The sequence below is a fragment of the Massilia putida genome (genome assembly GCF_001941825.1).
GTDB classification, from domain to species: domain Bacteria; phylum Pseudomonadota; class Gammaproteobacteria; order Burkholderiales; family Burkholderiaceae_D; genus Telluria; species Telluria putida.
The window spans coordinates 2,912,429-2,937,187 of record NZ_CP019038.1 but is presented as its reverse complement, the minus strand read 5'-3'; the positions used below and the strand labels follow the sequence as shown (position 1 = coordinate 2,937,187).

General features: G+C 65.6%; 15 protein-coding genes and 1 tRNA gene. 9 read left to right on the top strand and 7 right to left on the bottom strand.

Annotated elements, in window-relative coordinates:
• The first annotated feature begins 49 nt into the window (after nt 1-49).
• The 6 genes from pepN to BVG12_RS15225 all read left to right on the top strand — a co-directional run bounded on the left by pepN (nt 50) and on the right by BVG12_RS15225 (nt 8,118).
• Nucleotides 50-2,710 (top strand): aminopeptidase N, encoded by a 2,661-nt coding sequence (pepN, locus tag BVG12_RS15250; protein ID WP_075793139.1) that lies wholly within the window; start codon nt 50-52, stop codon nt 2,708-2,710.
• A 169-nt stretch (nt 2,711-2,879) separates the two neighbouring features.
• Nucleotides 2,880-3,881, top strand: coding sequence for a class 1 fructose-bisphosphatase (locus tag BVG12_RS15245; RefSeq protein WP_075793138.1), 1,002 nt, complete (start codon nt 2,880-2,882; stop codon nt 3,879-3,881).
• 177 nt (nt 3,882-4,058) lie between these two features.
• Nucleotides 4,059-4,134: transfer RNA gene (locus BVG12_RS15240), tRNA-Thr, on the top strand.
• A 186-nt stretch (nt 4,135-4,320) separates the two neighbouring features.
• Nucleotides 4,321-5,853 (top strand): MBOAT family O-acyltransferase, encoded by a 1,533-nt coding sequence (locus tag BVG12_RS15235; RefSeq protein ID WP_075793137.1) that lies wholly within the window; start codon nt 4,321-4,323, stop codon nt 5,851-5,853.
• Nucleotides 5,854-5,867: 14 nt separating this feature from the next.
• Nucleotides 5,868-7,148, top strand: a complete 1,281-nt coding sequence (locus tag BVG12_RS15230; RefSeq protein ID WP_075793136.1) for a hypothetical protein — start codon at nt 5,868-5,870, stop codon at nt 7,146-7,148.
• Nucleotides 7,149-7,398: 250 nt separating this feature from the next.
• Nucleotides 7,399-8,118 (top strand): hypothetical protein, encoded by a 720-nt coding sequence (locus BVG12_RS15225; protein ID WP_075793135.1) that lies wholly within the window; start codon nt 7,399-7,401, stop codon nt 8,116-8,118.
• 63 nt (nt 8,119-8,181) lie between these two features.
• Here BVG12_RS15225 and BVG12_RS15220 read toward each other — a convergent pair whose 3' ends face one another.
• Nucleotides 8,182-10,587, bottom strand: coding sequence for a WD40/YVTN/BNR-like repeat-containing protein (locus tag BVG12_RS15220; RefSeq protein WP_156895648.1), 2,406 nt, complete (start codon nt 10,585-10,587; stop codon nt 8,182-8,184).
• Between the two features lie 269 nt (nt 10,588-10,856).
• Between BVG12_RS15220 and BVG12_RS15215 the strand changes: the two genes are divergently transcribed.
• Nucleotides 10,857-12,416, top strand: a complete 1,560-nt coding sequence (locus BVG12_RS15215; protein ID WP_075796382.1) for a DUF1800 domain-containing protein — start codon at nt 10,857-10,859, stop codon at nt 12,414-12,416.
• 19 nt (nt 12,417-12,435) lie between these two features.
• On the top strand, nt 12,436-13,686 hold the full coding sequence (locus BVG12_RS15210; protein ID WP_075793133.1) for a DUF1501 domain-containing protein: 1,251 nt from the start codon (nt 12,436-12,438) through the stop codon (nt 13,684-13,686).
• A 221-nt stretch (nt 13,687-13,907) separates the two neighbouring features.
• Here the strand turns inward: BVG12_RS15210 and BVG12_RS15205 are convergent, their stop codons facing one another.
• The 6 genes from BVG12_RS15205 to lplT all read right to left on the bottom strand — a co-directional run bounded on the left by BVG12_RS15205 (nt 13,908) and on the right by lplT (nt 23,389).
• Nucleotides 13,908-14,660, bottom strand: a complete 753-nt coding sequence (locus BVG12_RS15205; protein ID WP_075793132.1) for a 2OG-Fe dioxygenase family protein — start codon at nt 14,658-14,660, stop codon at nt 13,908-13,910.
• A gap of 47 nt (nt 14,661-14,707) precedes the next feature.
• Nucleotides 14,708-16,696, bottom strand: a complete 1,989-nt coding sequence (locus tag BVG12_RS15200; protein WP_075793131.1) for a TonB-dependent receptor — start codon at nt 16,694-16,696, stop codon at nt 14,708-14,710.
• Nucleotides 16,696-17,193 carry a DUF6702 family protein gene (locus BVG12_RS15195; protein WP_229503889.1) on the bottom strand — a complete coding sequence of 166 codons (498 nt, stop codon included), beginning with the start codon at nt 17,191-17,193 and terminating at the stop codon, nt 16,696-16,698. Before BVG12_RS15195 ends, BVG12_RS15200 begins: the two co-directional genes overlap by 1 nt.
• Nucleotides 17,190-19,538, bottom strand: a complete 2,349-nt coding sequence (locus BVG12_RS15190) for a M1 family metallopeptidase (protein ID WP_075793130.1) — start codon at nt 19,536-19,538, stop codon at nt 17,190-17,192. The genes BVG12_RS15195 and BVG12_RS15190 overlap by 4 nt, the downstream gene beginning before the upstream one ends.
• A 71-nt stretch (nt 19,539-19,609) precedes the next feature.
• Complete coding sequence (locus BVG12_RS15185) at nt 19,610-22,000, bottom strand: M1 family metallopeptidase (RefSeq protein ID WP_075793129.1); 2,391 nt, start codon at nt 21,998-22,000, stop codon at nt 19,610-19,612.
• A 174-nt stretch (nt 22,001-22,174) separates the two neighbouring features.
• Entirely contained in the window at nt 22,175-23,389 is a 1,215-nt protein-coding gene (lplT, locus tag BVG12_RS15180) for a lysophospholipid transporter LplT (protein ID WP_075793128.1), read from the bottom strand.
• A gap of 143 nt (nt 23,390-23,532) precedes the next feature.
• Between lplT and BVG12_RS15175 the strand changes: the two genes are divergently transcribed.
• On the top strand, nt 23,533-24,738 hold the full coding sequence (locus BVG12_RS15175; protein ID WP_075793127.1) for a GGDEF domain-containing protein: 1,206 nt from the start codon (nt 23,533-23,535) through the stop codon (nt 24,736-24,738).
• The last annotated feature ends 21 nt before the right edge of the window (nt 24,739-24,759 follow it).

Below are 24,759 nucleotides of genomic sequence, written 5' to 3'. Positions count from 1 at the left end.
AGCTTGTTGGTAAAATAAGCATCCCACCAACGGCTTTGCGGACCTGACCATGCGCACCGATACGCCCCAGACGATCTACCGGAAGGATTACACCGCCCCCAGTTATCTGGTCGATACCGTTGAACTCGGCTTCGACCTCGACCCCGCCCGCACCGTCGTTGCCAACCGGATGACGGTCCGCCGCAATCCCGCCAGTGCCCAGCGCGAAATCGAGCTGTACGGCGAAGATATCGAACTGGTGGCCCTGCGCCTGAACGGCAGGACGCTGGTCGAGGGCGACTACGCCGTCGAGGGCAATCTGCTGCGCATCCCCAACGCGCCGGAAGAGGCGACGCTGGAAATCGAAACCGTTTGCATTCCCGAAAGCAATACTACCCTCAGCGGCCTGTACACGTCCAATGGCAGCTTTTATACGCAATGCGAGGCCGAAGGTTTCCGGCGCATCACCTATTTCCCGGACCGTCCGGACGTCATGGCCCGTTACACCGTCATGTTGCGCGCCGACAAGGACAAGTATCCGGTGCTGCTGTCGAACGGCAACCTGGTCGAGGAAGGCGACCTGCCCGACGGCCGCCATTACGCGCTGTGGGAAGACCCGTTCAAGAAACCGTCGTACCTGTTCGCCCTCGTCGCCGCGCGCCTCGTGTGCCAGGAAGAGGACTTCGAACTGGCCGACGGCCGCACGGCCCTGCTGCAGGTCTGGGTGGAAGAGGGCAACCTCGACAAGACGGATTACGCGATGCAGTCGCTCAAGCACAGTATCCGCTGGGACGAGGAACGCTGGAACCTCGAACTCGACCTCGACCGCTTCATGATCGTCGCCGTGGGCGACTTCAACATGGGGGCGATGGAAAACAAGGGCCTGAACATCTTCAACACGAAGTTCGTGCTGGCCAATCCGCGCGTCGCGACGGACGTCGACTTCCAGGGCATCGAGGCCGTCGTCGGCCACGAATACTTCCACAACTGGACGGGCAACCGCGTCACCTGCCGCGACTGGTTCCAGCTGTCGCTGAAGGAAGGCCTGACCGTGTTCCGCGACCAGGAATTCTCGGCCGACATGATCGGCACGAATACCGGGCGCGCCGTCACCCGCATCGACCAGGTGCGCACCTTGCGCCAGGCCCAGTTCCCGGAAGACGCGGGCCCGATGGCCCACCCGGTCCGTCCCGACTCCTTTGTCGAGATCAATAACTTTTATACGGTCACCGTCTACGAAAAGGGCGCCGAAGTCGTGCGCATGTACCAGACGCTGCTGGGCCGCGAGGGCTTCCGCAAAGGCATGGACCTGTACTTCGAGCGCCATGACGGCCAGGCCGTCACCTGCGACGACTTCCGCATGGCGATGGCCGACGCCAACGGCCGCGACCTGACCTTGTTCGAGCGCTGGTACAGCCAGGCCGGCACGCCGGTCGTGCAGGCCGAGACCCGCTACGACGACCAGGCGCAGACATACACGCTGCGCCTGATCCAGTCGTGCCCGCCGACGCCGGGCCAGCCGGAGAAGCTGCCGTTCCACATCCCCGTCGCCGTCGGCCTGCTGGGCCGTGACGGCCGCGACCTGCCGCTGACGGTCGATGGCAAAGACCACGGGACGACCGCGGTGCTGGAATTGACGGACGCGGACCAGACCTTCGTCTTCACCGGCGTGCTTGAACAGCCGACGCCCTCGATCCTGCGCGATTTCTCCGCGCCCGTGATCCTGAAATACGGCTACAACGACGCCGAACTGGTGCACCTGTTCAGCCACGACAGCGACCCCGTCAACCGCTGGGAAGCGGGCCAGCGCCTCGCGATGAGCCGCCTGCTGAAGCTGACCGGCCAGGTCGCCGCCGACCCGGCCAATGCGGGTGCGAAGCTGGACCTGGACGACGTGTTCGTCGACGCGATGCGCAAGATCCTCGCGGACGACACGCTCGACCCGGCCTTCCGCGAGCAGGCGCTGCTGCTGCCGTCGGAAACGATGATCGCCGACCAGCTGGACGTCGTCGACCCGCTCGCCATCCACCTGGCGCGCCAGTTCGTGCGCGCGAATATCGGCACCCGCCTGCGCGCCGAATTGCGGGCCCAGTACGACGCCAACCAGACGCCGGGCGAATACAGCCCGGACGCCGGCTCGATCGGCAAGCGCGCCTTGAAAAACCTGGCGCTGGCCTATCTGTGCGCCGCACCGGACGACGACAGCCTGGCCCTGGCCCAGCGCCAGTTCGACGGGGCGACGAACATGACGGACCGCGTGGCGGCCCTGTCGGCCCTCGTGCATGCGCGCGCGCCCGCCGCTGCCGACGCCCTGCAGCGCTTCTACGACGAATTCCAGGGCGAAGCGCTGGTCGTGGACAAATGGTTCGCGATGCAGGCCTCGGCCCCGACGACGGACGTGAACCGCGTGCGCGACCTCATGACGCACAAGGCCTTCACCTTGCGTAATCCGAACCGCGCGCGCAGCCTGGTGTCCACGTTCTGCGCCGGCAATCCGGTGGGCTTCCACGCGCCGGACGGCAGCGGCTACGCGTTCTGGGCCGAGCAGGTGATCGCGCTGGATGCGCTGAACCCGCAGGTGGCCAGCCGCCTGGCCCGCGCGATGGACCGCTGGCGCCGGTACACGCCCGACCTGCAAGCCCATATGAAGCGGGCGCTGCAGCAGGTGGCGGGGCAGGCCAAGCTGTCGAACGACGTGCGCGAAGTGGTCAGCAAGGCCCTCGCCAATTAATGGGATGCCCGCCAGCAGGGTGGGCACCACGTGCCCACGCGGCGGTACGCGACATCGGGTATGTCGTGACCGTACTGGCGGACGTTGAACGCGTGGGCACAGAGTGCCCACCCTACAAAAGCGGCGGCCCTGGTCGCCATAACGAATTTTCATAAACTGAAGGAAGTCCATGAAACGTGTCAGCCTGACGCAATACCTCGTCGAGGAGCAGCGTCTCCACAGCAACATCCCCGCATCGCTGCGCCTCCTGATCGAGGTGGTGGCCCGCGCCTGCAAGACCATCTCCCACTCGGTCGGCAAGGGTGCGCTCGGCGATATCCTCGGCAGCGCGAACACGGAGAACATCCAGGGCGAAGTCCAGAAGAAGCTCGACGTGATCTCCAACGAGATCCTGCTCGAAGCCAATGAATGGGGCGGCCACCTGGCGGCGATGGCATCGGAAGAAATGGAATCGATCCACCCGATCCCGAACCGGTATCCGATGGGCGAATACATGCTGCTGTTCGATCCGCTGGACGGCTCGTCGAACATCGACGTCAACGTCTCGATCGGCACCATCTTCTCCGTGCTGAAGGCGCCGGAAGGCATGACGCAGCCGACCGAAGCCGACTTCATGCAGGCCGGCAGCCAGCAAGTCGCGGCCGGCTATGCCGTGTACGGCCCGCAGACGATGCTCGTGCTCACCACCGGCAACGGCGTCAACTGCTTCACCCTGGACCGCGAGATGGGCTCCTGGGTCCTGACGCAGAAGGACATGCAGATCCCGGAAGAGACGAAGGAATTCGCCATCAATATGTCGAACCAGCGCCACTGGTATCCGCCCGTCACGCGCTATGTCGACGAAATGCTGGCCGGTAAAACCGGTCCGCGCGGCAAGGATTTCAATATGCGCTGGATCGCCTCGATGGTGGCCGACGTGCACCGCATCCTGAACCGCGGCGGCATCTTCATGTACCCGGCCGACCAGCGCGACCCGTCGCAGCCGGGCAAGCTGCGTCTGATGTACGAAGCGAACCCGATGGCCTTCATCGTCGAGCAGGCGGGCGGCGCCGCGACGGACGGCCACCAGCGCATCCTCGACATCGCGCCGCAGAAACTGCACCAGCGCGTGCCCGTGTTCCTGGGCTCGAAGAGCGAGGTGGAACGCGTGACGAGCTACCACCAGGAATGATTTTTAACGTGTCCGCATAAAATTGCCGAGCCGGACTAGCAAGTTTGCGAAGTTGTTGTTAGAATGCGGGCTCCTTTGCGATGCAGCCCGTTCAGCGGGGCAACAGCAAGGCCTTCGGGCCGCCAGCAGTCTGATGGCAGGTAGTGCGGACACAGGTTAAACGGTTGTTCCGGTTTAGCCGCTGTAGCTCAGTCGGTAGAGCAGCGCATTCGTAATGCGAAGGTCACCAGTTCGATTCCGGTCAGCGGCACCAAGACAGTGAGAAGGGCCACCCAGCAGGGTGGCCCTTTTTGCTTTGCGGCCCCGTTTCGCTTGTTGTCAGGCCGCGTCGCGCTGTTTTTTTTGCAAGACAACGATGTTATATTGGCGGGATGGCCAAGGATGAGACCGTCCTGGGCTATCGCATCTCCAGCCGTTTCCTCGTTTCCGACCGGTCGCCATGCTCTTCAATTCCTTTACGTTCCTGTTCCTGTTCCTGCCCATCACGGCCATCGGCTACTTCTTGCTGGCACGCAGGAGCCACGTCCGGGCCGCCGGCTGGCTGGCCCTCGCGTCGCTGACGTTCTATGGCTGGTGGAGCTATTTTTATATTCCGCTGCTGGCCGGCTCGATCGTATTCAACTACTGGATGGGGCAACGCATCGGCCAGGCGGCCGGCCCGGCGCGCAAGCGCTGGCTGACGGCGGCGGTGGTCATCGACCTCGGCCTGCTCGCCTATTACAAATACGCGGACTTTTTCATTTCGGGCGTGAACTGGCTGGCGGCGGCGGACATCCCCGCGCTGCACGTCGTGCTGCCGATCGGCATTTCGTTCTTCACGTTCACGCAGATCGCCTACCTGGTCGACACTTACCAGGGCAAGGTCAAGGAAGCGCGCTTCCTGCACTACGTGCTGTTCATCACGTATTTCCCGCACCTGATCGCGGGCCCGGTGCTGCACCACGCGGAAATGATGCCGCAGTTCGACAAACCGGCCAGCTACCGCTTCTCGTACCAGAACCTCGCGGTGGGGCTCAGCATCTTCGCGATCGGCCTGGCCAAGAAAGTCCTGATTGCCGATAACCTGGCGCCGCACGCGAACTTCCTGTTCGACAAATCGGACATGCTCTCGTTCGCCAGCGCGTGGGGCGGCGTGCTGGCGTACGCGTTCCAGTTGTATTTCGACTTCTCCGGCTATTCCGACATGGCGATCGGCATCTCGCTGCTGTTCGGCATCCGCCTGCCGCTGAATTTCGATTCGCCGTACAAGGCCGCCAACATTATCGATTTCTGGCGCCGCTGGCACATGACGCTGTCGCGCTTCCTGCGCGACTACCTGTACGTGCCGCTGGGCGGCAACCGCAAGGGCCCCGTGCGCCGCTACGTCAACCTGATGCTGACGATGCTGCTGGGCGGCCTGTGGCATGGCGCGGGCCTGAATTTCGTCGTCTGGGGCGCGCTGCACGGCGTCTACCTGGCGATCAACCACGGCTGGAACGCGGTGGCGGACACGCTGCGCCTGCCGCGCGGCCGCGTCTGGGGTGTGTTCAGCATGGCGTTGACGTTCATGGCCGTGTGCGTGGCGTGGGTATTTTTCCGCGCCACCAGCTTCGACAAGGCGACCACGATCCTGCACGGCATGGCGGGCATGGACGGGATCGGCCTGCCGGCGTCCATCGGCCTGCAGCTCGGACCGTTGAAAGGACTGCTGGAGCAATGGGGCGTATCGTTCTACCTGGGCGGCGGCTCGCGCTTCATGGAGACATGGCAGTGGGTCGTCATCGGCGGTTGCATCGCCTTCTTCCTGCCCAACACCCAGCAGATCATGGGCCGCTACGAGACCGCGCTCGGCACGATGGCCGGACCGCGGCTCGCCGCCCGCTGGCAACTCTGGCAGCCGTCCCGGCGCTGGAGCCTTTATATCGGGGCGATCCTGATCGGCAGCCTGCTGTCGCTCAGCCGCCCCGCCGAATTCCTGTATTTCCAGTTTTAATCCGGCGGAGCCCAATGGAACAGATCGAACGTTACGACGACGAGGTCATCGTCCCGGCCGGCGCCCATGCGGCCAACGCGGCGCGGTCGCAGGTGTCGTACCAGCGCTTCACCGCATGGTGCGCGGCCGTCGTGGGCGGTGGCGCGCTGCTGCTCGCGGCCTTTGTGGCCATCATCGACCCTTACCACCTGTACGGCTTCGTCGACAGCACGAGCCTGAACCACGTGAAGCCGCTGCCGGAGCAATACCGCGAACAGATCAAGCTGGCGCAGGCCACGGCCGTGCGGCCCGACCTGATCCTGCTGGGGAATTCGCGGGTCGAAGTCGGCCTCGATCCGGACAGTCCCCAGCTGAGCGGGCATGGCCGCACGGCCTACAACATGGCACTGGCGGGCACGACCCTGGCGGTCAACGAGCGCATGTACGCCAAGTTGCGGACGGATGCGGCACCGGCCGCGCTGGCCGTGATCGGCGTCGAATTCCTCGATTTCCTCGTCAAGCCGGACAGCGCGCCGGTCCCCGCGCCAACGAACGGACCCCTGCCGTGGCAATGGCGCTTCGACACGCTGTTCTCGATCAAGTCCGTGTCGGATGCGCTGCGCACGGTGCGCCTGCAAAAGGCCGCCGATCCGGAGACCATGACGCAGCGCGGCCAGACGCCGCTGCGCGACTACAACCGGTACGCGCGCGCGGAGGGTTATTACTCGATCTTCCAGCAGAAGGCCGGTGAAAACGCGAAGAATATCGTGCGCAAGCCGCACAACCTGTTCGTGGCCGGCACGGACGGCTCGCCAAGCATCGATCGCCTGCGCGCCTTGCTGGACACGATGGCGCGCGACCGCACCGAGGTGCACCTGGTGATTTACCCGTACCACGCGCAGATGATGGCGATGTTCGATGAAGCCGGCCTGCAGCCGACGATGGATGAATGGAAGCGCGTGCTCGTGCGCGAGGCCGACGCCGTGCGCGGCCGCTACCCGGGCGCCCGCGTCAGCGTGTGGGACTTCAGCGGCTACGCCACGATGCGCTGCGAGCGCATCCCCGCCCCCGGCGACACACGCACCACGACGCAGTGGTACTGGGAAGCGGGCCACTTCAAGTCCGCGCTGGGCGAGCGCATCCTGCAGCGCATCCTGGGCGACGACACGCCGTTCGGTGTCCGTCTCGCCGCGGACAATCTCGACGCCAACCGCCGGCGCATCGCCGCCGAGCGCGCGCAATGCGCCGGCGCCTATCCGCAAGTCTTTGGCGGCGCGCACGATCTGATCGCCAGCGCCCGCGCGTCCTCGCCCTGATCTTCACCGGGGACTGGCCGCCGCGCCGGTCCCATCTCCCGTCTGTCCTGTCTTTGTTATGCAGCGCACAGTCCGGCCTGACAAAAAGTTATATTTTTTTTATTGGGACGCCGCATTCCGACGGTGTCGCTCCGACATCGCGCATTGCGCGACGCGAAGGGACCGGCTATCGGTCGAACTTTTGAACGGATGCACGGTCAAGAAGATCGGTCTATCCGCGTTGGTCAAAATCTTACAAAAGGAATTCATCATGGATAATCAGAAGTCGAGCGAAGCAAAAGGCAGCAACCTGGGTTCCGGTAACCAGGGCAAGGACAATCTGCCGAACGCCAGCGGCTCGGGCAACCTGGGGAGCACCACCGGTTCGGGCAGCCTGAGCAAGAGCAGCCCGCTGAACCAGGGCAAAGACCAGCAGAGCTCGACGACCGGCAGCAGCACCGGCGGCGCCACCGCGTCGTCGACGGGCATGGGCTCGATGGGCTCGATGAGCGCGTCGGGCTCGACCACCGGCGGCACGAACTCCAGCATCGGCGGCAGCTCGCTGGGATCGAGCGGCAGCGGCAGCCAGAACAGCCAGAGCGCCGGCGCTGCCACCGGTTCGGGCGTGGGTGGCGATTCGAAAGACCTGGGCGCGCAAGTGAACGCACGCGCACAGGACCTGCACCAGTCGATCGACAAGGCCGCCGACGCCGCCCGCCCGATGGTCGACAAGGCCGCCGATGCGGCCCGTCCGGTCGTCGACCGCCTGGCCACCAGCGCCCACGCCGGCGTGGACAAGCTGCAGGGCATGCTGAGCGGCGCTACCGTCAACCTGGGGCAGCGCCAGCAGCAGCTGACCGACGCCTACGGCCAGTGGAAGGAAGCCAGCTTCGAGTACGTGCGCCAGAAACCGGGCACCGCCATCGCCATCGCGGCCGCCGCCGGCTTCGTGCTGGCCAAGCTGCTGGGTGGCCGCAGCCGCGATTACTGATCGAGGCGCTGTCCGCAAAAAGAAAACCGGCTCGCGCCGGTTTTCTTTTTGGGTGAGCAAAAATCAACGCAGCGACAGATCCCACACGCCGCGGCCATAGGTCGAGGCGCGCAGGAAGCTGCCGTCCGCCGGCATGTACAGGTCGCTCACTTCGACCGTCGGCAGGCCGGCGCCGAACTGGCTCCAGCTGATGCCGCCGTTCGTCGTGCGGTACACGCCGAGCCAGGTGGCCGCGTACACGGTATTGCCCGACAAATCGTTCGGCGCCGCCAACAGCTTCTGGATCGGCACGTTCGGCAAGCCGTTGCCGGCCGCGGCCCAGGTGGCGCCGCCATCCGTCGATTTCACCACCCACACGCTCTGGCCGAACGGATTTTCCGACGCCACGTACAGCACCGAGTTATTGGCCCAGGCAACGCTGCTGTTGTAGCCGACGTGGCCCGGCACGAGCGTACTGCGCTGCTTCCACGTCGCGCCGCCATCCGCCGTGATCAGGACCCGGCCGCCTGGCGACACGGCCGCCACGTGGTTCAGGTCGATCGGGCTGACGGCCACGCTGTGCGAGGCGCCGCGGATGTAGGTCGCGGTCGTGTTGCCGCTGAAGATGGGCTTCCACGAGGCGCCGGCGTCGTCGGTGCGGTAGATCAGGCTCGCCGTGTTCGTGAAATACGTCTTGCCACCCGGGTCGGCCTGGGCGGACGGCGTCGCGATCGGCGTCACGAAGTAGGCGTTGCAGGCATTGATGCCGTTGTACGTGCAGGTGGCGTCGTCGAACGCGGGATCGGTCCATTTCTTTTGAATGTTCGGATCCATCTGCGCGTAATAGATGTAGCCGTACACATAGCTGCCGAGGGCCGTCACGTTGCTCGACTGGCTCCAGCCGACACCGAAGCCGTCGCCGCCGAAGCTCTGGTTGAACACGCTCGTCGTGCCCACGCGGATGCGCGTGCCGTTGTCCTGCAGGCCGATCAGCACGATGTTCGGATCCGAGCCCGACGTCGCCATCGAGTAGATCAGGTGGTCGACGAGGCCCGTGTTCTTCTGGTCGGTCCACGTCTTGCCCTCGTCGTAGCTGAGGAACAGGCCGCCGTCCGTGCCGATCATGACGCGCTTCTTGCCGCCCGCCGTCGAGACCACGGCCGTGTGATGGTCGGCGTGCGCATACGGCAGGCCGAACTGGGCGAGCCAGTTGGTCATCAGGCGCCACGTCTTGCCGCCGTCCGTCGTCTTGCCCGTGTTCAGCTGGCCGCCCAGGTAGACCGTGTTGCGCGTCGGGTCGCTCGGGTCGACGACGATCATGTGGTTATAAAAGCCCTGGCCGCCCATCAATGCCATGGTCGGATTTTCTTCGTTCGGATTGACGGGAGCCTTGCTGTTCAGGCCCAGCGCCGTCCACGTGTAGCCGCCGTCGGCCGAACGGTATAAATCCTTCTGGTCGCAGCCGGCGCTGCAGGAGTTGGCGGCGTACGCGTACACGACGCTGTCGCCGGGCGCGCCGACGGCCAGCGTGATGCGGCCGGCGCCGCCGGTCAGGTTGGGCGCCGACAGCGGCGACCATGTGATGCCGTCGCCCGACCAGTACAGCGTGGCCGGGCTGTAGTAGCCGCTGGCGGCCACCGTCGCCAGCCAGCCGGTGCTGGTGCGCGCGAGGCTCCAGGCCCGGCCGGCGTTCAGCACCTGGGTGTAGGTGTTGCCGCCGTCCGCGGAGCGATAGACGCCCGTGTCGGTGGACACCAGCACGACGTCGGTCGTTCCGCGGGTATCCACCTTGACGTCCGTAATGATGCCGGAATTGCCGAGGAAGACGAACGGCGACCACGTGTTGCCGCCGTCGGTCGTCTTGAGCATCGCGCCGCCGACGAGGGGGATGCCGTCGAACGGATCGCCGGTGCCGTAGTACAGCGTCTGCGGGCTGCGGCCGAGTGCCGCAGCGCCGCCGCTCGTCGTGATGACCTTGTCCGTGATCGGGGTCCAGGTGGGATAGGGCGACTCGAAATTGCTGGTCTTCCAGATGCCGCCCGACGACGACAGCAGGTAGACCGTATTCGGGTCCGAGGGGTGGGGCAGGATGTTGCGCAGGCGGCCGCTGTCGGTGACGCTCAGCTGGATGTCGTTCTGGGTCTTGACGGCGCGGGTCGGACCGATCGACTGCCATTGCGGCACGCCGGCCGGCGGGGTGGCGCCGGGTGCGAGCTGGGGATACGTGTTGCGTTGCTTCGCCCATTCCTGCGCGATGCGGCGCGAAAAGTCGGCGGGGCGGGTCGCGCCGTAACGCGCCTTGAGCCATTCGAGGCGGCCCATGACCGTCGGCCGGTCTTCTTCGCCGCCGCCCGCGGCCTGGAACGAACGAAACGTCTGGGTGCTGCGATAACCGCTGTCGTCAGTCGCCGTCTGGGCCTGGGCCAGCGACATCGTGCCGGCCGCGGCGCACAGACCGCCCAGCCAGGTTGCCTTGCGTAACCAAGTCATCATATCTCCCACTTTGTGAGTTGTCGTTGTCGCGCAGACAAGCTGGTGAGCCGTATCCGCGTAGCAAAAGGCTATGATTGACTCGTGTGCCTGTCAGCAGCTGTTACAAAATTTGTATGCAGATGCATGCCCACGTGTGGTTTTTTTGTGAGCATTATTTCACCGCAGGGCCAGAACAGCCCGTTACAAATCCTTACCATTGAAACGTCGTATCGATATTCTTGCTCATCCATTCACGGTTAAATGTCAGTCAACGAGGAGTGTTCATCATGATCCACCGCGCAACGCTGTCCCTGCTGACTGTCGTCCTGATGGCGACGGGCGCCGCATCGGCGGCCGCGCCCGCGCCGGATGCGCAGGCGCAGGCCCTGCACGTGTTGAACCGGCTGGCGTTCGGTCCGCGTCCCGGCGACGTCGAGCGCGTGGCGAACATGGGCGTGCAGCGCTGGATCGACGAGCAGCTGCATCCCGAGACGATCCCGCTGCCGGCCGACCTGAGCGCGCGCCTGGCCGCGCTGGACACGGTCAACCGTGGCGCCGGCGACTCGCTGGCCGAATTCCTGGAGTTGCGCCGCGAAGTGAAGCTGGACGACGAGGGCGCGAAACAGCGCCGCCGCCAGACCGAAATGCGCGTGGCGCGCCAGGCCGCCGAAGCGCGGCTGCTGCGGGCCGTCGAGAGTCCGCGCCAGCTGGAAGAAGTCATGGTCGACTTCTGGTACAACCATTTCAACGTGTTCGCCGGCAAAGGCATCGACCGCGCCCTCGTGACGAGCTACGAGCGCGACGCGATCCGCCCGTACGCGCTGGGTTCCTTCCGCGCGCTGCTGGGGGCGACGGCCAAGCATCCGGCGATGCTGTTCTACCTCGATAACGTCGTGTCGTCGGCGCCGCGGCCGGACCCGAAGGGCAAGGCGCGCGGCCTGAACGAAAACTATGCGCGCGAACTGATGGAGCTGCACACGCTGGGCGCGGACGGCGGCTACACGCAGCGCGACGTGACGGAACTGGCGCGCATGCTGACCGGCTGGACGTTCGACCAGCGCCGTCTGGCCAGCACGGGCGAGACGTTCCGCTTCGACGCCGGCCGCCACGACGCCGGCGCCAAGACCTGGCTCGGGCACGCCATCGCGCCCGCCGGCCAGCAGGAAGGAGAATACGCGCTGGACGTGCTGGCGATGCATCCGGCCACGGCCCGCCACGTGAGCCGCGAGCTGGCCCAGTACTTCGTCAGCGACGAGCCGCCGCCAGCCCTCGTCGACCGGATGGCGGCGACGTGGCTGGCATCGCAGGGCGACATCCGCGCCGTGCTGGCGACGCTGTTCGCGAGCCGCGAATTTATGGCGGCCGGCACCGTCGGCGCCAAGTTCAAGACGCCGTACCAGTACGTGGTCTCGGCGGTCCGGGCCAGCGGCGCCCCGGTCGCGAACGTGGGACCGCTCGTGAACACGATGAACCAGCTGGGCATGCCGCTGTACGGCTGCCAGACGCCGGACGGGTACAAGAACACGCAGGACGCGTGGCTCAACCCGGACGCGCTGACGCGGCGCATCGCGTTCGCCACGGCGCTGGCGGGCGGCAGGCTGCCGCTGGCCACCTTGCCGGCGGATGCGCGGCCGGCGATGATGGAGCCCAATATGGCCGGGAGCGACGTCGTGCCGTTGCCGGTGGCGGCGCCGGTCGATCCGAAGCCCGTGCCGCTCGACCCGGCCCGCCTGCAGGCGACGCTGGCCGGATCGATCTCGGCGCGCACGCAGGCCATCGTCCAGCGCAATCCGGACAACCTGCGCGCGGCCATGCTGCTCGGCAGTCCCGATTTCATGCAGCGCTGATTCCACCGCGGAGAACGACATGCATCGCAGGCACTTCCTCAACGCGCTGGCGCTGGGCGCCGGCATCCTGCTGCCCGTGGGGCGCAGCGCCTGGGCCGTCGGCGGGCCCGCCGCCAGCCCGACCGGCAAGAAACTCGTCGTCGTGATGCTGCGCGGCGCCGTCGACGGCCTGAACGTCGTCGCGCCCGTCGGCGACGAGAACTATCTGCGCCTGCGCCCGACGATCGGTCTCGCGGCGCCCGGCATGGACGGCGGGGCGCTCGATCTGGACGGCTATTTCGGCCTGCATCCCGCGCTGGCCAGCCTGCAGCCGCTGTGGCGGGCACGCAAGCTGGCATTCGTGCACGCCAGCGGTTCGCCGGATGCGACGCGCTCCCACTTCGACGCGCAGGACTATATGGAATCGGCGACGCCGGGCCGCAAGAGCACGCCGGACGGCTGGATGAACCGCCTCGTGGCCGCGCTGCCCGGCCCGCAGGCGCCCAGCCGGCTGCTGGGCATCGGCCCCGTGCTGCCGCGCATCCTGTCGGGCCAGGCCGCCGCCGTGAACCTGCCGAACGTCGCGGGCGCGGCGCGCGCCGACCTGCTCGACCGCCCGGCCGTCAAGGCCGCCTTCGACGAACTGTATGCCAATCACCCGCGCTTCGGGCGCGCGTACGCGGACGGGCGCGCGGCGCACCTGGAAGTCATGGAAGCGCTGGAAAAGGGAGAGATGAAACGCGAGATGGAGGCCGCCGACCGCGGCGCGCCGCTGCCGAACGGTTTTCCCGACGACGCGGCCCGCCTGGCCGGCCTGATGCGCAACGACCCGAAGATCCAGCTGGCGTTCGTCTCGCTGGGCGGCTGGGATACACATGCGAACCAGGGCGCGGCGGGGGGGCAGCTGGCGAACCGCCTCGCGCCGCTGGGGCAGGGCCTGGCGGTGCTGGCCGAACGGCTCGGTCCGCTGTTCGACGACACGGTCGTCGTCGTGATGTCGGAATTCGGCCGCACGGCGCGCGAGAACGGTAACGGCGGCACCGACCACGGCCACGGCAACGTGATGTGGGTCCTGGGCGGAAAAGTGCGTGGAGGTAAGGTGTACGGCGAGTGGGAAGGGGTCGGCGACGCGAAACTGAACGAGGGCCGCGATTTGCCCGTCACAACCGATTTTCGTTCGGTGTTAGCGCAGATTTCTGAAGAACATTTAATGTTAGGCGATCAGCGTCTGGAACAGGTCTTTCCCGCAATGCCGCAAAAACGTGCTGGATTTCGTATCGTCGGTACGTAAGTTCCCGCTATAGAGGTCATCCTCTACATATAGTAGTTCTACTGTATTGCGGTGCACAAAAAATAGGAATATAGTTGGAACTGTCTCCTCCAGTTTTTCTCCGAAAATCTGGATTCAGCCCGCACCGCAAGGATGCGGGCTTTTTTTTATCTGTAGGTGTCTGGCGCTAACATTCGCAGGCGTGCACGACGGCGGCCGTCATGGCCGCGCGGTGCGAGGGCTCAGGCGCCCGTCGTCTCGGCGTCGTCGCCCTGGAAGGCGCCGGCGCGCCAGGTCAGGACGAGCGTATCGCGGTGGGCGTTGGGGCCCACGGGCTGGATCGGCGTCGATTCGTGGATGACGGCGGCGTCGTCCAGCAACAGCAGGGTCCACGGCTCTGTCATCGTGAAGCGCTGGCCCCGGGGCCCGTGCGCTTCGAACACGCGCGTCTCGCCGCCTTTGATGTTCTCACGGCCGATCAGGATGACGGCGACGAAATCGACGCCGTCGCGGTGCGCGCCTTCCGGCGTCGGGCGGCCGATGCCGTCGGCCGTATCGATGCGGAACTGGTGCGCTTCGACGTACCAGGTCTGCGGGCCGCGCGCTTGCGAGCACACGGCGCCCAGTGCGCGCAGCAATCTGGTCCACGCCGGCTGTTCGACGGTGGAGGGCTCGATGGGCACGAACAGGCGGTGCATGCCGCCGTGCAGGGCGTTGTACTCGACCGGCTGCCAGTGCGCGCGGTGCGGGCTTTGCGTGAGGGTGTCGCCGCTGTCGACGAAGCAGGAATGCCGGCGCCGGCGATAGCGGCCGCCGTCCTTGAGGTAGTTGTCGAGTTCCAGGCGTTCCCAGCTCGGCGCCAGTGCCATCAGTTCGTCGAGCGAGCAGCCGGTCAGTTGCGCCACGTCGGCCGGGCGCAGCAGGGCGTAGCCGTCGCCGCGCAGCGCGTCGACGATGCGGGCCGGATCGGTATAAGGTGGTTGCGGTGTTGTCATCCCGTTAGCCTAGCACTTTTTCAGCGCGGTCGTGACGGCGCCCGCCATTACCAGTTCTTGACGAGCGTGAGGCGGAACGAGCGCGATTCGATGGGGTGGAAGTGCACGTCCTCGCGCGCCGCCGCTTCGCCTCGCAACTGCGACGCATAGTAATAATCGATTGCCGACGCGCGCCGGTTCGTCAGGTTGAAGCCTTCCAGTTCCAGCCGCAGGTCGCGGTTCACGCGGTAGCCCAGGCGGCCGTTGAGGGTCGTGCTGGCACGCGAGCGCACGCTGTCGTCTTCGACGAGGGGCCGCGGGCCGAAGTAGCGCAGACGCAGCGCACCTTCCCAGGCCCCCAACTGGCTCACCGTCAGCGCGAGCTGGCCCACGCCTTCGATCGCTTCGGGGATACGGTCCCGCCCGGGCGCGACGCCGCGCGAGCGCGCATGCGCGTAAGCGGCGTCGAAATCGACCGACAACCATTTATACGGTTTATAGTAATTCGAGAATTCGATGCCGACGCGACGGCTGGGCGGCCCGGCTTCCGTCGTGCCCTCGTCGCCGACGTACGTCAGCTCGGAGTCGAAGTCCAGGCGATACAGCGAGACCGCCGTCTGCATTTTCGGGACGGCTTCCGTCCGCAGGCCCAGCTCCATGCCGCGCGAGCGCACGAGACCCGCTGCCGTCATGGTGCCGCGCGCATCGTTGCTGTGGAAGCCTTCGCCATAGTTCACGTAGAACTCGGTCTGGCGCCACGGTCCGAACACGAGGTTGGCGGACGGGCTGGCCAGCGAATCGCTATTGTCCACGCCACCGCTGCGTACCCGGAACCGGTAGTCGTCCGCGCGCACGCCCACCCTCGAGCGCAGCCAGGAATTCCAGCGCGTCGCGGTCTCGATGAAGGCGCCGGCGCTCGTCTCGACGATGTGATCCGCGCGCGTCACCGACAGCGTACGGCGCGCGGCTGTCCGATACAGGCCGTTGAAGATATTGTCGTTCTGCGCTTCCACGCCGACGGTGACGTCGGACTCGGTCGTTTCGCCGCGATGCACGTGCCAGCTGTGCGTGGCATTGAAGCCGCTCGTGACGCGCCGGTCCGGCTGGGCGAACTGGTCGCCGTGCACCGGGTCGTTCATGAAGTAGGTGAAGTCGGACCACAGGTCGAGCTGGTTGCGGATGACGTAGGTGCTGACCTTCGACGCCGAATCCTGCCCCGTGCGCCGCCAGACGCCCGAGAGGCTGAAGCGCTTCGCTTCCCCGCCGTCGGTCGGGTCGACGGCATCGAAGCGATCGAGGAGACCGGCCGCCACGGCGCGCTCCGGGATCTGGTCCGTCGCATTCCAGCGGCCCCGATACGCCATCGCCGTCACGCTCCAGCCGTTGTTCGCATAGCCGCGGCTGTAGCGCAGCACGCCGTTCAGTTTTTGATAGTCGTCCGGATGCGTGTACGGCCCGTCGTTGTGCAAGGCTTCCAGCGCATACGTCAGCACGCCGTCGTCCATCTCCTTCGACGCGGCCAGCGCCGTGCGCGCGTAGCCGTTCCGGCCGGCGCTCACGGTGGCCACGTTGCGCGCGAGGCGGTTCGCGTACGTGATCGAAGCAACGCCGGCCGACGCGAAATCGCCTTCGCTCGCCGAATACGGTCCCTTCTTGTAGTCCAGGCGCGCCGTCAGTTCCGGGATCAGGAAGTTCAAGTCCGTCCAGCCCTGGCCGTGCGCGTGGCTGCGCTGGTTGACGGGCATGTCGTCCAGGTACGTGGCCAGGTCGGTGCCGTGGTCCAGGTTGAAGCCGCGCAGGAAGAACTGGTTCGCCTTGCCCTCGCCGCTGTGCTGGCTGACGATCAGGCCCGGCGCCGCTTCCAGCAGTTCGCCGGGCCGGTACACGGTGCGCATCGCCAGCTCTTTCTGGTTGACGGTGCCGGCGTTGGCGGAATCCGCGATGCCCAGCTGGCTCGCGCGCGCGCCCTCGACGAGCACGCGCTGGATCACGGGATCGTCGGCCCAGGCGCTGGCGTGGCCGCACAGCGCGGCGAGCATGAAGAGGCGTACGCGCATCAGTGGACGGGGAGTTCGACGCGGTTGCTGGAAAAACCGAACGTGCGCAGGCTGCCGTTCGCCGTCAGGTTCACGGTGTTCTGCTGGTCGGGCAGGAAGTCGCTCAGCACGGCGTCGTGGATGGTCTCGACGCTCACGGCGGCCGTGCGCACGGCTTCCTGGAACACGACGACGCTGTCCGTGTCAGCCGTCACGCCGACCCAGTTCAGGGGCAGGCGGCGGCCGTCCTTGTCGGCCAGCCAGAACTGTTTTTCGATGTAGTTGCGCAGCACGGCCTGGTCGTCCGGATCGGACAGGTCGAACTGGCGCTGGTATAGCTCCGTCAGCATCGCTTCGACGTCGTGCGCCATATACGTGTGCACGACTTCCGTGCTGCCCGTGCGCTCGTTGTAGCTGATGTCGGTGAGGCCGGCGTGGAAGCGATGTGCCGACGCGCTCATGTTGACACACACGCACGCGCACGCGCACACCAGCATCAGGATGCGGGGCAGCTTCACTCATCCACCTTCGTCTTCAGCTTTTCCTGGTAGTCCTTCATCATGTCGTCCTGTGCTTTCTGCGTCTTGAACAGCTCCAGCCGCGATGGCGTGGCCTTGCGGGGCCAGCTGTTGTTGCTCGTGTCCGTGTCCGCCGTTTCCCAGTACGGGTCCTGCGTCAGCGCGACCATGGGCTCGTCCGTGACGATCAGCTTCGTGATCTTCTTCGGCGAATAACGCCACACCTCGGCCGGGATGCGCTCGACGTATTTCTTGCCGCTCGCAAGCGTGATCTCGAGGATCAGCGGCGTCACGAGGCCGCCCACGTTGCCGAAGTCGACGAGGTACAGATGCTTGCCTTCCGTCAGCAGGTTCCGTTCCCAGTCGTCCAGGCCTTCGATCGCTTCATTGTACTTGTTGCGGTCGTGATTCGTGACGGTGAACTCGTCGTGCGCGTTGTAGAAATCCTTCAGTTCCGGATGCGCGTCGACGCGGCGCGGCAGCGTGCCCGCGTTGCGTTGGTCGGTGATCGAGACCGGATCGAGCTGGCGGCGCGCCTTCCGCCACGCCTTTTCGATGCCGGGATCCTTGGTCGCGATCGTGTACTCGGTGATGCCGTCCACGCTCACGTCCACGTTGTCCGTCGTATAGAACCAGCCGCGCCAGAACCAGTCGAGGTCCGTGCCGGACGCGTCTTCCATCGTGCGGAAGAAGTCGGCCGGGGTGGGGCGCTTGAATTTCCAGCGCCGGGCGTATGCGCGGAAGGCGAAGTCGAACAACTCGCGCCCGAGGATCGTCTCGCGCAGGATGTTCAACGCCGTCGCCGGCTTCGCATAGGCGTTGTTGCCGCGCTGCGTGACGGATTCCGAATTCGTCATGACCGGCACCTGGTTGCGGCTCTTCATGTAGTCGGCGATGTTGCGCGCTTCCCCGCGGCGCGACGGGTAGTGCTCTTCCCACGCCTGCTCGGCGAGGAATTGCATGAACGAGTTCAGGCCCTCGTCCATCCACGTCCACTGGCGCTCGTCGGAGTTGACGATCATCGGGAAGTAGTTGTGGCCCACCTCGTGGATGATCACGCTGATCAGGCCATATTTCGTGTTCTTCGAATACGTGAGCGCACCCGTCTTTTTATCCTTCGTCGGCCGGCCGCCGTTGAACGAGATCATCGGGTATTCCATGCCGCCCACCGGGCCGTTCACGGAGATGGCGACGGGGTAGGGATAGTCGAACGCGTACTTGTTGTACTCGCCGATGGTGTGGATGATGGCCTGCGTCGAATACTGTTCCCACAGCGGGTTGGCTTCCTTCGGATAGAACGACATGGCCAGCACGTTCGTCCCGTCTTTTTTGAAACCCTGCGCGTCCCAGATGAATTTGCGGCTCGACGCCCACGCGAAGTCGCGCACGTTGGACGCCCTGAAGCGCCACGTCTTCGTCGCGATGCTCGTGCTTTTTGCACGCTGCTTTTCGTTCGCTTCCGCTTCCTGCTGCGTGACGATGACGACCGGCTTGTCCGCCGTGCGCGCCCGCGCGAGGCGGTCGCGCTGGACGGTGGAGAGGACCGCGTCCGCGTTCCGCAGCTCGCCCGTCGCGGCCACGATGTGGTCGGCCGGGACCGTCAGTTCGACGTCGTAGTCGCCGAATTCCAGGGTGAATTCGCCGTCGCCCAGGTATTGCTTGTTCTGCCAGCCGTGGGCATCGTAGTACGCGGCCATGCGCGGGAACCACTGGGCGATCTCGAACAGGTCGTTCTTGTCTTCTTGATCGAACCGTTCGACGCCCATGCGGCGCCCCAAGACCTTCGTCTCCGGCACGTTGAAGCGCCAGCTGACGTCGAACGCGAAGCGCGCGCCCGGCTTCAACGGCTCGGCCAGGTCGATGCGCATCATCGTCTTGTTGATCGTGTGGCGCAGCGGGCGGCCGTTGCGGTCGGTGACGGAAGCGATGTCGAAACCGCCGTCGAACTTCGCGCTCTCGACGAGGAAGCGGGCCGCTTCGAACGGCGTGCCGCCTGACTTCCACGTCTCGCGCGACGGGTAGCTGGCAATGCGGCGGTTGTCCGAATCGGCGCGGAACATGTTCTGGTCCAGCTGCACCCACAGGTAGGACAGCGTGTCCGGCGAATTGTTGTGGTACGTGACCGTTTCCGATCCGGCGACGGCGCGCGTCGCCTCGTCCAGCGTGGCGCGGATGCGGTAGTCGGCGCGCTGCTGCCAGTACGCGTGGCCCGGCGCGCCGGACGCGGTGCGGGTGCCGGTGGGTGTGGGCAGCAGTTCGTCCAGCTGGCGGAACGGGTCGTCGAAGGTCCGGGCGTGGGTGGCCGAGGCCAGGACGAGCAGGGCGATGATAGGTAGGCGTGTCATGTCGATGTCGGGCGTGAAAACGGCAACGGCACCTTGTGGGCGCCGTTGCCGCTCATGGACGCGCGGTTGTGTTATTCCGCTTTCGGCGTCACCGATTTCTCGGCGTCGGCCTTCTCGTCCTTGGTCTTCAGTTTTTCGTTGAAGTCTCTCATCAGGTTGTCCTTGTCATGCTCGGTCTTGTACAGCTCCAGGCGCGACGGGGTCGCCTTGCGCGGCCAGGAATTGTTGCTGGTGTCGGTGTCCGCCGTTTCCCAGTACGGGTCCTGCGTCAGCGCGACCATCGGCTCGTCCGTGATGATCAGCTTCGTGATCTTCTTCGGCGTGTAGCGCCACACCTCGGCCGGGATGCGCTCGACGTATTTCTTGCCGCTCGCAAGCGTGATCTCCAGCACGAGCGGCGTCACGAGGCCACCGAGGTTGCTGAAGTCGACGAGGTACAGGTGCTTGCCTTCCTTGAGCAGGTTCTTTTCCCAGTCTTCCAGGTCGCCGATCGCCTCGTTGTACTTGTTGCGGTCGTGGTTCGTGACCGTGAACTCGTCATGCTCGTTGTAGAAGTCCTTCAGCTCCGGATGCGCGTCGACGCGGCGCGGCAAGGTGCCCTTGTTGCGCTGGTCCGTGATCGAGATCGGAGCAAGCTCGTGCTGCGCCTTCTTCCACGCCTTTTCGATTTCCGGATCCTTCGTGCCGACCGTGTATTCGCTGATGCCGTCGACGCTCACGTCCACGTGGTCGGTCGTGTAGAACCAGCCGCGCCAGAACCAGTCGAGGTCCGTGCCGGACGCGTCTTCCATCGTGCGGAAGAAGTCGGAGGGCGTGGGGCGCTTGAATTTCCAGCGCTGGGCGTACTCGCGGAAGGCGAAGTCGAACAGTTCGCGGCCCAGCACCGTCTCGCGCAGGACGATCAGCGCGGCCGTCGGTTTCGCGTAGGCGTTGTAGCCGAGGGCGGCGATGGATTCCGAGTTCGTCATGATCGGCACCTGGTTCGTGCTCTTCATGTAGTCGCCGATGGCGCGCGGTTCGCCGCGCGATTGCGGGTAGTGCTCTTCCCAGGCCTGCTCGGCGAGGTATTGCAGGAAGCTGTTCAGGCCCTCGTCCATCCACGTCCACTGGCGCTCGTCGGAGTTGACGATCATCGGGAAGTAGTTGTGGCCGACCTCGTGGATCACGACGCTGATCAGGCCATACTTGGTGCGGCTGGAGTACGTGAGCTCGCCCGTCTTCTTGTCCTTGGTCGGACGCGGGCCGTTAAAGCAGATCATCGGGTATTCCATGCCGCCCACCGGGCCGTTCACGGAAATCGCGACGGGGTACGGGTAGTCGAACGAATACTTGTTGTACTCGGCGATCGTGTGGATCACGGCGGCCGTCGAGTATTTTTCCCACAGCGGGTTGCCTTCCTTCGGATAGAACGACTGCGCCAGCACATTGGTCGCATCCTTCTTGAAGCCCTGCGCGTCCCAGATGAATTTGCGGCTCGACGCCCAGGCGAAATCGCGCACGTTCTTCGCGCGGAAGTGCCACGTCTTCGTGCCGCTGGCGCGCGTCTTTTCCTTCGCTTCTGCTTCCGCCTGCGTGACGATGATCACGGGCTTGGTCGCGGTGCGCGCCTGCTCCAGGCGCTGGCGCTGGGCGCTTGTCAGCACGTCGCCCGCATTCTGCAGCTCGCCGGTGCCGGCCACGATGTGGTCGGCCGGGACGGTCAGCTGCACGTCGTAGTCGCCGAATTCCAGCGTGAATTCACCGGTGCCGAGGAATTGCTTGTGCTGCCAGCCCGTCACGTCGTAATACGCGGCCATGCGCGGGAACCACTGGGCGATCTCGAACAGATCGTTCTTGTCCTCGTCGAATTTTTCATAGCCGGAGCGGCCGCCGAGCACCTTCTGCTCGTTGATGTTGTAGCTCCACTCGATCGAGAACGCGAGCTTCGCGCCCGGCTTCAGGGGTTGCGGCAGGTCGATGCGCATCATCGTGCGGTTGATGACGACGTGCAGCGGCCGGCCGCCCGCGTCCTTCACGCCGGCGATCTTGAAACCGCCGTCGAACGTGCTCTTTTCCAGCACGGAGCGCAGGGCGTCGAATTTATAGCCGTCTTCCGGACCGCGCGCCTTGGCCCAGGCGTCGCGCGAGGGGACGGTGGCCGTCATGCGCGCGTCGGAATCGCGTTTATAGATGTTCTGGTCGAGCTGGACCCACAGGTACGACAGGGTGTCGGGCGAATTGTTGTGATACGTGATCGTTTCAACACCGCTGATGGCGCGCCGGCCTTCGTCCAGGGTGGCGCGGATCGCGTAGTCGGCGCGCTGCTGCCAGTACGCGTGCCCCGGGGCGCCGGAAGCGGTGCGGATGGTGGTCGGCGTCGGCAGCAATTCGTCGAGCTGGCGGAATTTGTCGTCGAAAGGTTCCGCCGCGATTGCCGACATGGTGAGGCATAGCGCCGCCAGTCCGATCGGGAAACGTATCATATTTACCCTGCATTCATGGTTGAAAGAAGGAAAATATTCTAGTCTTGCCTTTCAGCCATTACGCCGTTTGATTTGTAACAAGATTGATACATACGGTTGGGCGTGGCGCGTTCGATACGGTCGGACAGGCGGACACGTGAACGGACACGAAACGGACACTCCCGGCGGACACCGTCAGTCGCCGCGCGCCCCGGACATCCGGCGCAAGGCCACCGTGACGAGCACGATCAGCATGCCCAGCAACACGAGCACCGTATCGAGCCGCAGCTTCGCTTCCAGGGCCAGCGCGTAGCTCGACGTCATCGCGAGGATGGCCAGGTTCTCGTTGAAGTTCTGCACGGCGATCGACTGGCCCGCACTCATCAGGCGGTGGCCGCGATGTTGCAGGATCGCGTTCATCGGCACGACGAACAGCCCGGCCAGGATGCCGATCGCCAGCAGCAGCGGCAGCGCCGCCTGCACGGAATGCACCCAGACCATGGCGCACAGCCCGGCGCCCATCACGGCGCCCAGCGGCATCACGGCCAGCGAGCGCACGAGCGGCACGGCCTTGCCGGCGATGGCGGCGCCCAGTACGACGCCGAGCGCGAACACGCCCTGCAGCGCGGCGGCGCGGTCGAGCGTGAGGCCGAGGACGTTCTGCGCCCACGTCAGCAGCAGCACCTGCAGCACCATGCCGCTGCCCCAGAACAGCGACGTGACGCCGAGCGAGATGCGGCCTTCGCGGTCCTGCCACAACGTGCGGTTGCAGCGGTAGAAATCGCCGAGCAGCGCGGGCAGCGTCCGCCGCGCGTCGGCCGGGCGGGCGCCGGCGTGCATCACGGGCAGGTTCAGCAGGGTCGCGAGCAGGTAGGTCATGACGATCACGGCCACCGCCATGCCGACGGGCGTGGCCTGCCATGGCGGCGCGAGATGCAGCAGCCACGCGATCGCGCGCGGATTGGCGGAGATGACGCCGCCCAGCACGGTGCCGAGAATCATGGCCAGCACTGTCGTCCCCTCGATCCAGCCGTTGGCCGCCACGAGCCGGCGCGGCGGCAACACTTCGGCCAGGATGCCGTACTTGGCCGGCGAATACGCGGACGCACCGAGACCCACGATGCCGTACGCGAGCAGGGGATTGGCCTTGGCCAGGATCAGCGAGCAGCCGATCATTTTGACGGTGTTCGTGAGCAGCATCACGCGGCCCTTGGGAAAGCGGTCGGCGAAGGCGCCGGCGAACGGTGCCAGCACGATGTACGACAGGACGAAGCCCATCTTCAACAAGGGCGTCATCCACTGCGGAAAAGAGAGTGTGGCGATCAGCGACACGCACAGGATGAACAGGGCGCTGTCCGCCAGCGACGAAAAGAACTGGGCGCCGACGATTGCGAAGAAGGCAGCATTCATGGGGCCATCCTTATATCACAGCCGCTATCTGCGCCGGTTTCGTTTCGATTGCAATAATTGGATAGATTTACATATGAACAATAGTCTTATACTTAAGGAATTAAAGTTGAAGTGACGACATCGTCGTTGGCCGAGGGGAAAAGATGGATGCGTTCACACTCACGGTGGCCGCCGCACTCGCGGCGCTGACCATGGCGGCCAGCATGGGGCTGCTCTACCTCGCCAGTGCGCGCCAGACCTGCCTCGTCGACTGGTCGCTGGCCGCCGTCTTCCTTGCCGTCAGTAACATGATGGGCGCAATCGCTCTGCACACGCAGACGAGTCCGATCATCGTCATCGCCTGCGTCAACGCGCTCCACATCGGCGGCCACTTCGGCATGCTGGCCGGGATCCGGCGCCACCTGCATCTTGCGCCCGGGTGGCGCTGGGGCGCCGTTCTCGTCGCCGCCGTGCTGGCGGCGCATATGCTGCCCGTCCTGCACGACGCGGCGCTGGCCCGGCGCATCGCGTTGATGCCCGTCATCGGCGCGATCAACCTCGCCTCGGCCTGGCTGCTGTGGCGCCAGCGGGACTTCGATGCGCGCGCGTCCTATCTGCCGCTGATCGTGCTGCAGGTGCTGTCCGCGCTGCAGCAGATCGGGCGCGTGGCGGTCGTGATCGCATACGATGGCGATCCGCCGGGCTTCCTGGGCGACCACTTCTACCGCACGTCGGGCGCGCTGGCGATGCTCGTGTATCTGTCGCTGGCGACGATGTGCTCCGCGCTGATCGTCACCCACCAGCAGACGCTGGCCCTGCGCCGCGCGTCGCTCACGGACGTGCTGACCGGCTGGCTGAACCGGCGCGCCCTGCACGACATCGCCACGCGCGACTTCCGCCGCTGCCGCCGCACCGGTTCGGCCATGTTCTTCATCACCTTCGACATCGACCACTTCAAGGCCATCAACGACCGCTATGGCCACGGCGTGGGCGATGCGGCGATCTGCCACGTGACGGCGCTGTCGGCGCGCGTGCTGCGCGGCTACGATGCCCTGTTCCGCATCGGCGGCGAGGAATTCGCCATGCTGGTCGTCGGAGAGAATCTGGGCGCGGTGTGCGGCATCGCGGAACGCCTGCGCGAGGTGGTGGCGGGCGCGCCGCTGGCGGCCGACGGGGCGACGGTTGCGATGACCGTCAGCGTGGGCGTGGCCGCGCTGGACCAGCAGGACCACAAATGGGAAGACATCCTGCGCCGCGCGGACGAGGCGCTGTACCACGCCAAGCAGCACGGCCGCAACCGCGTCAGCGTGCATGGCCGCGACCTCGCGGACCGCGGCCATGGCATGTGGCTGCAGGCGGTGGGCGCCTGAGCCGCTTCGTAGGAGACCTCG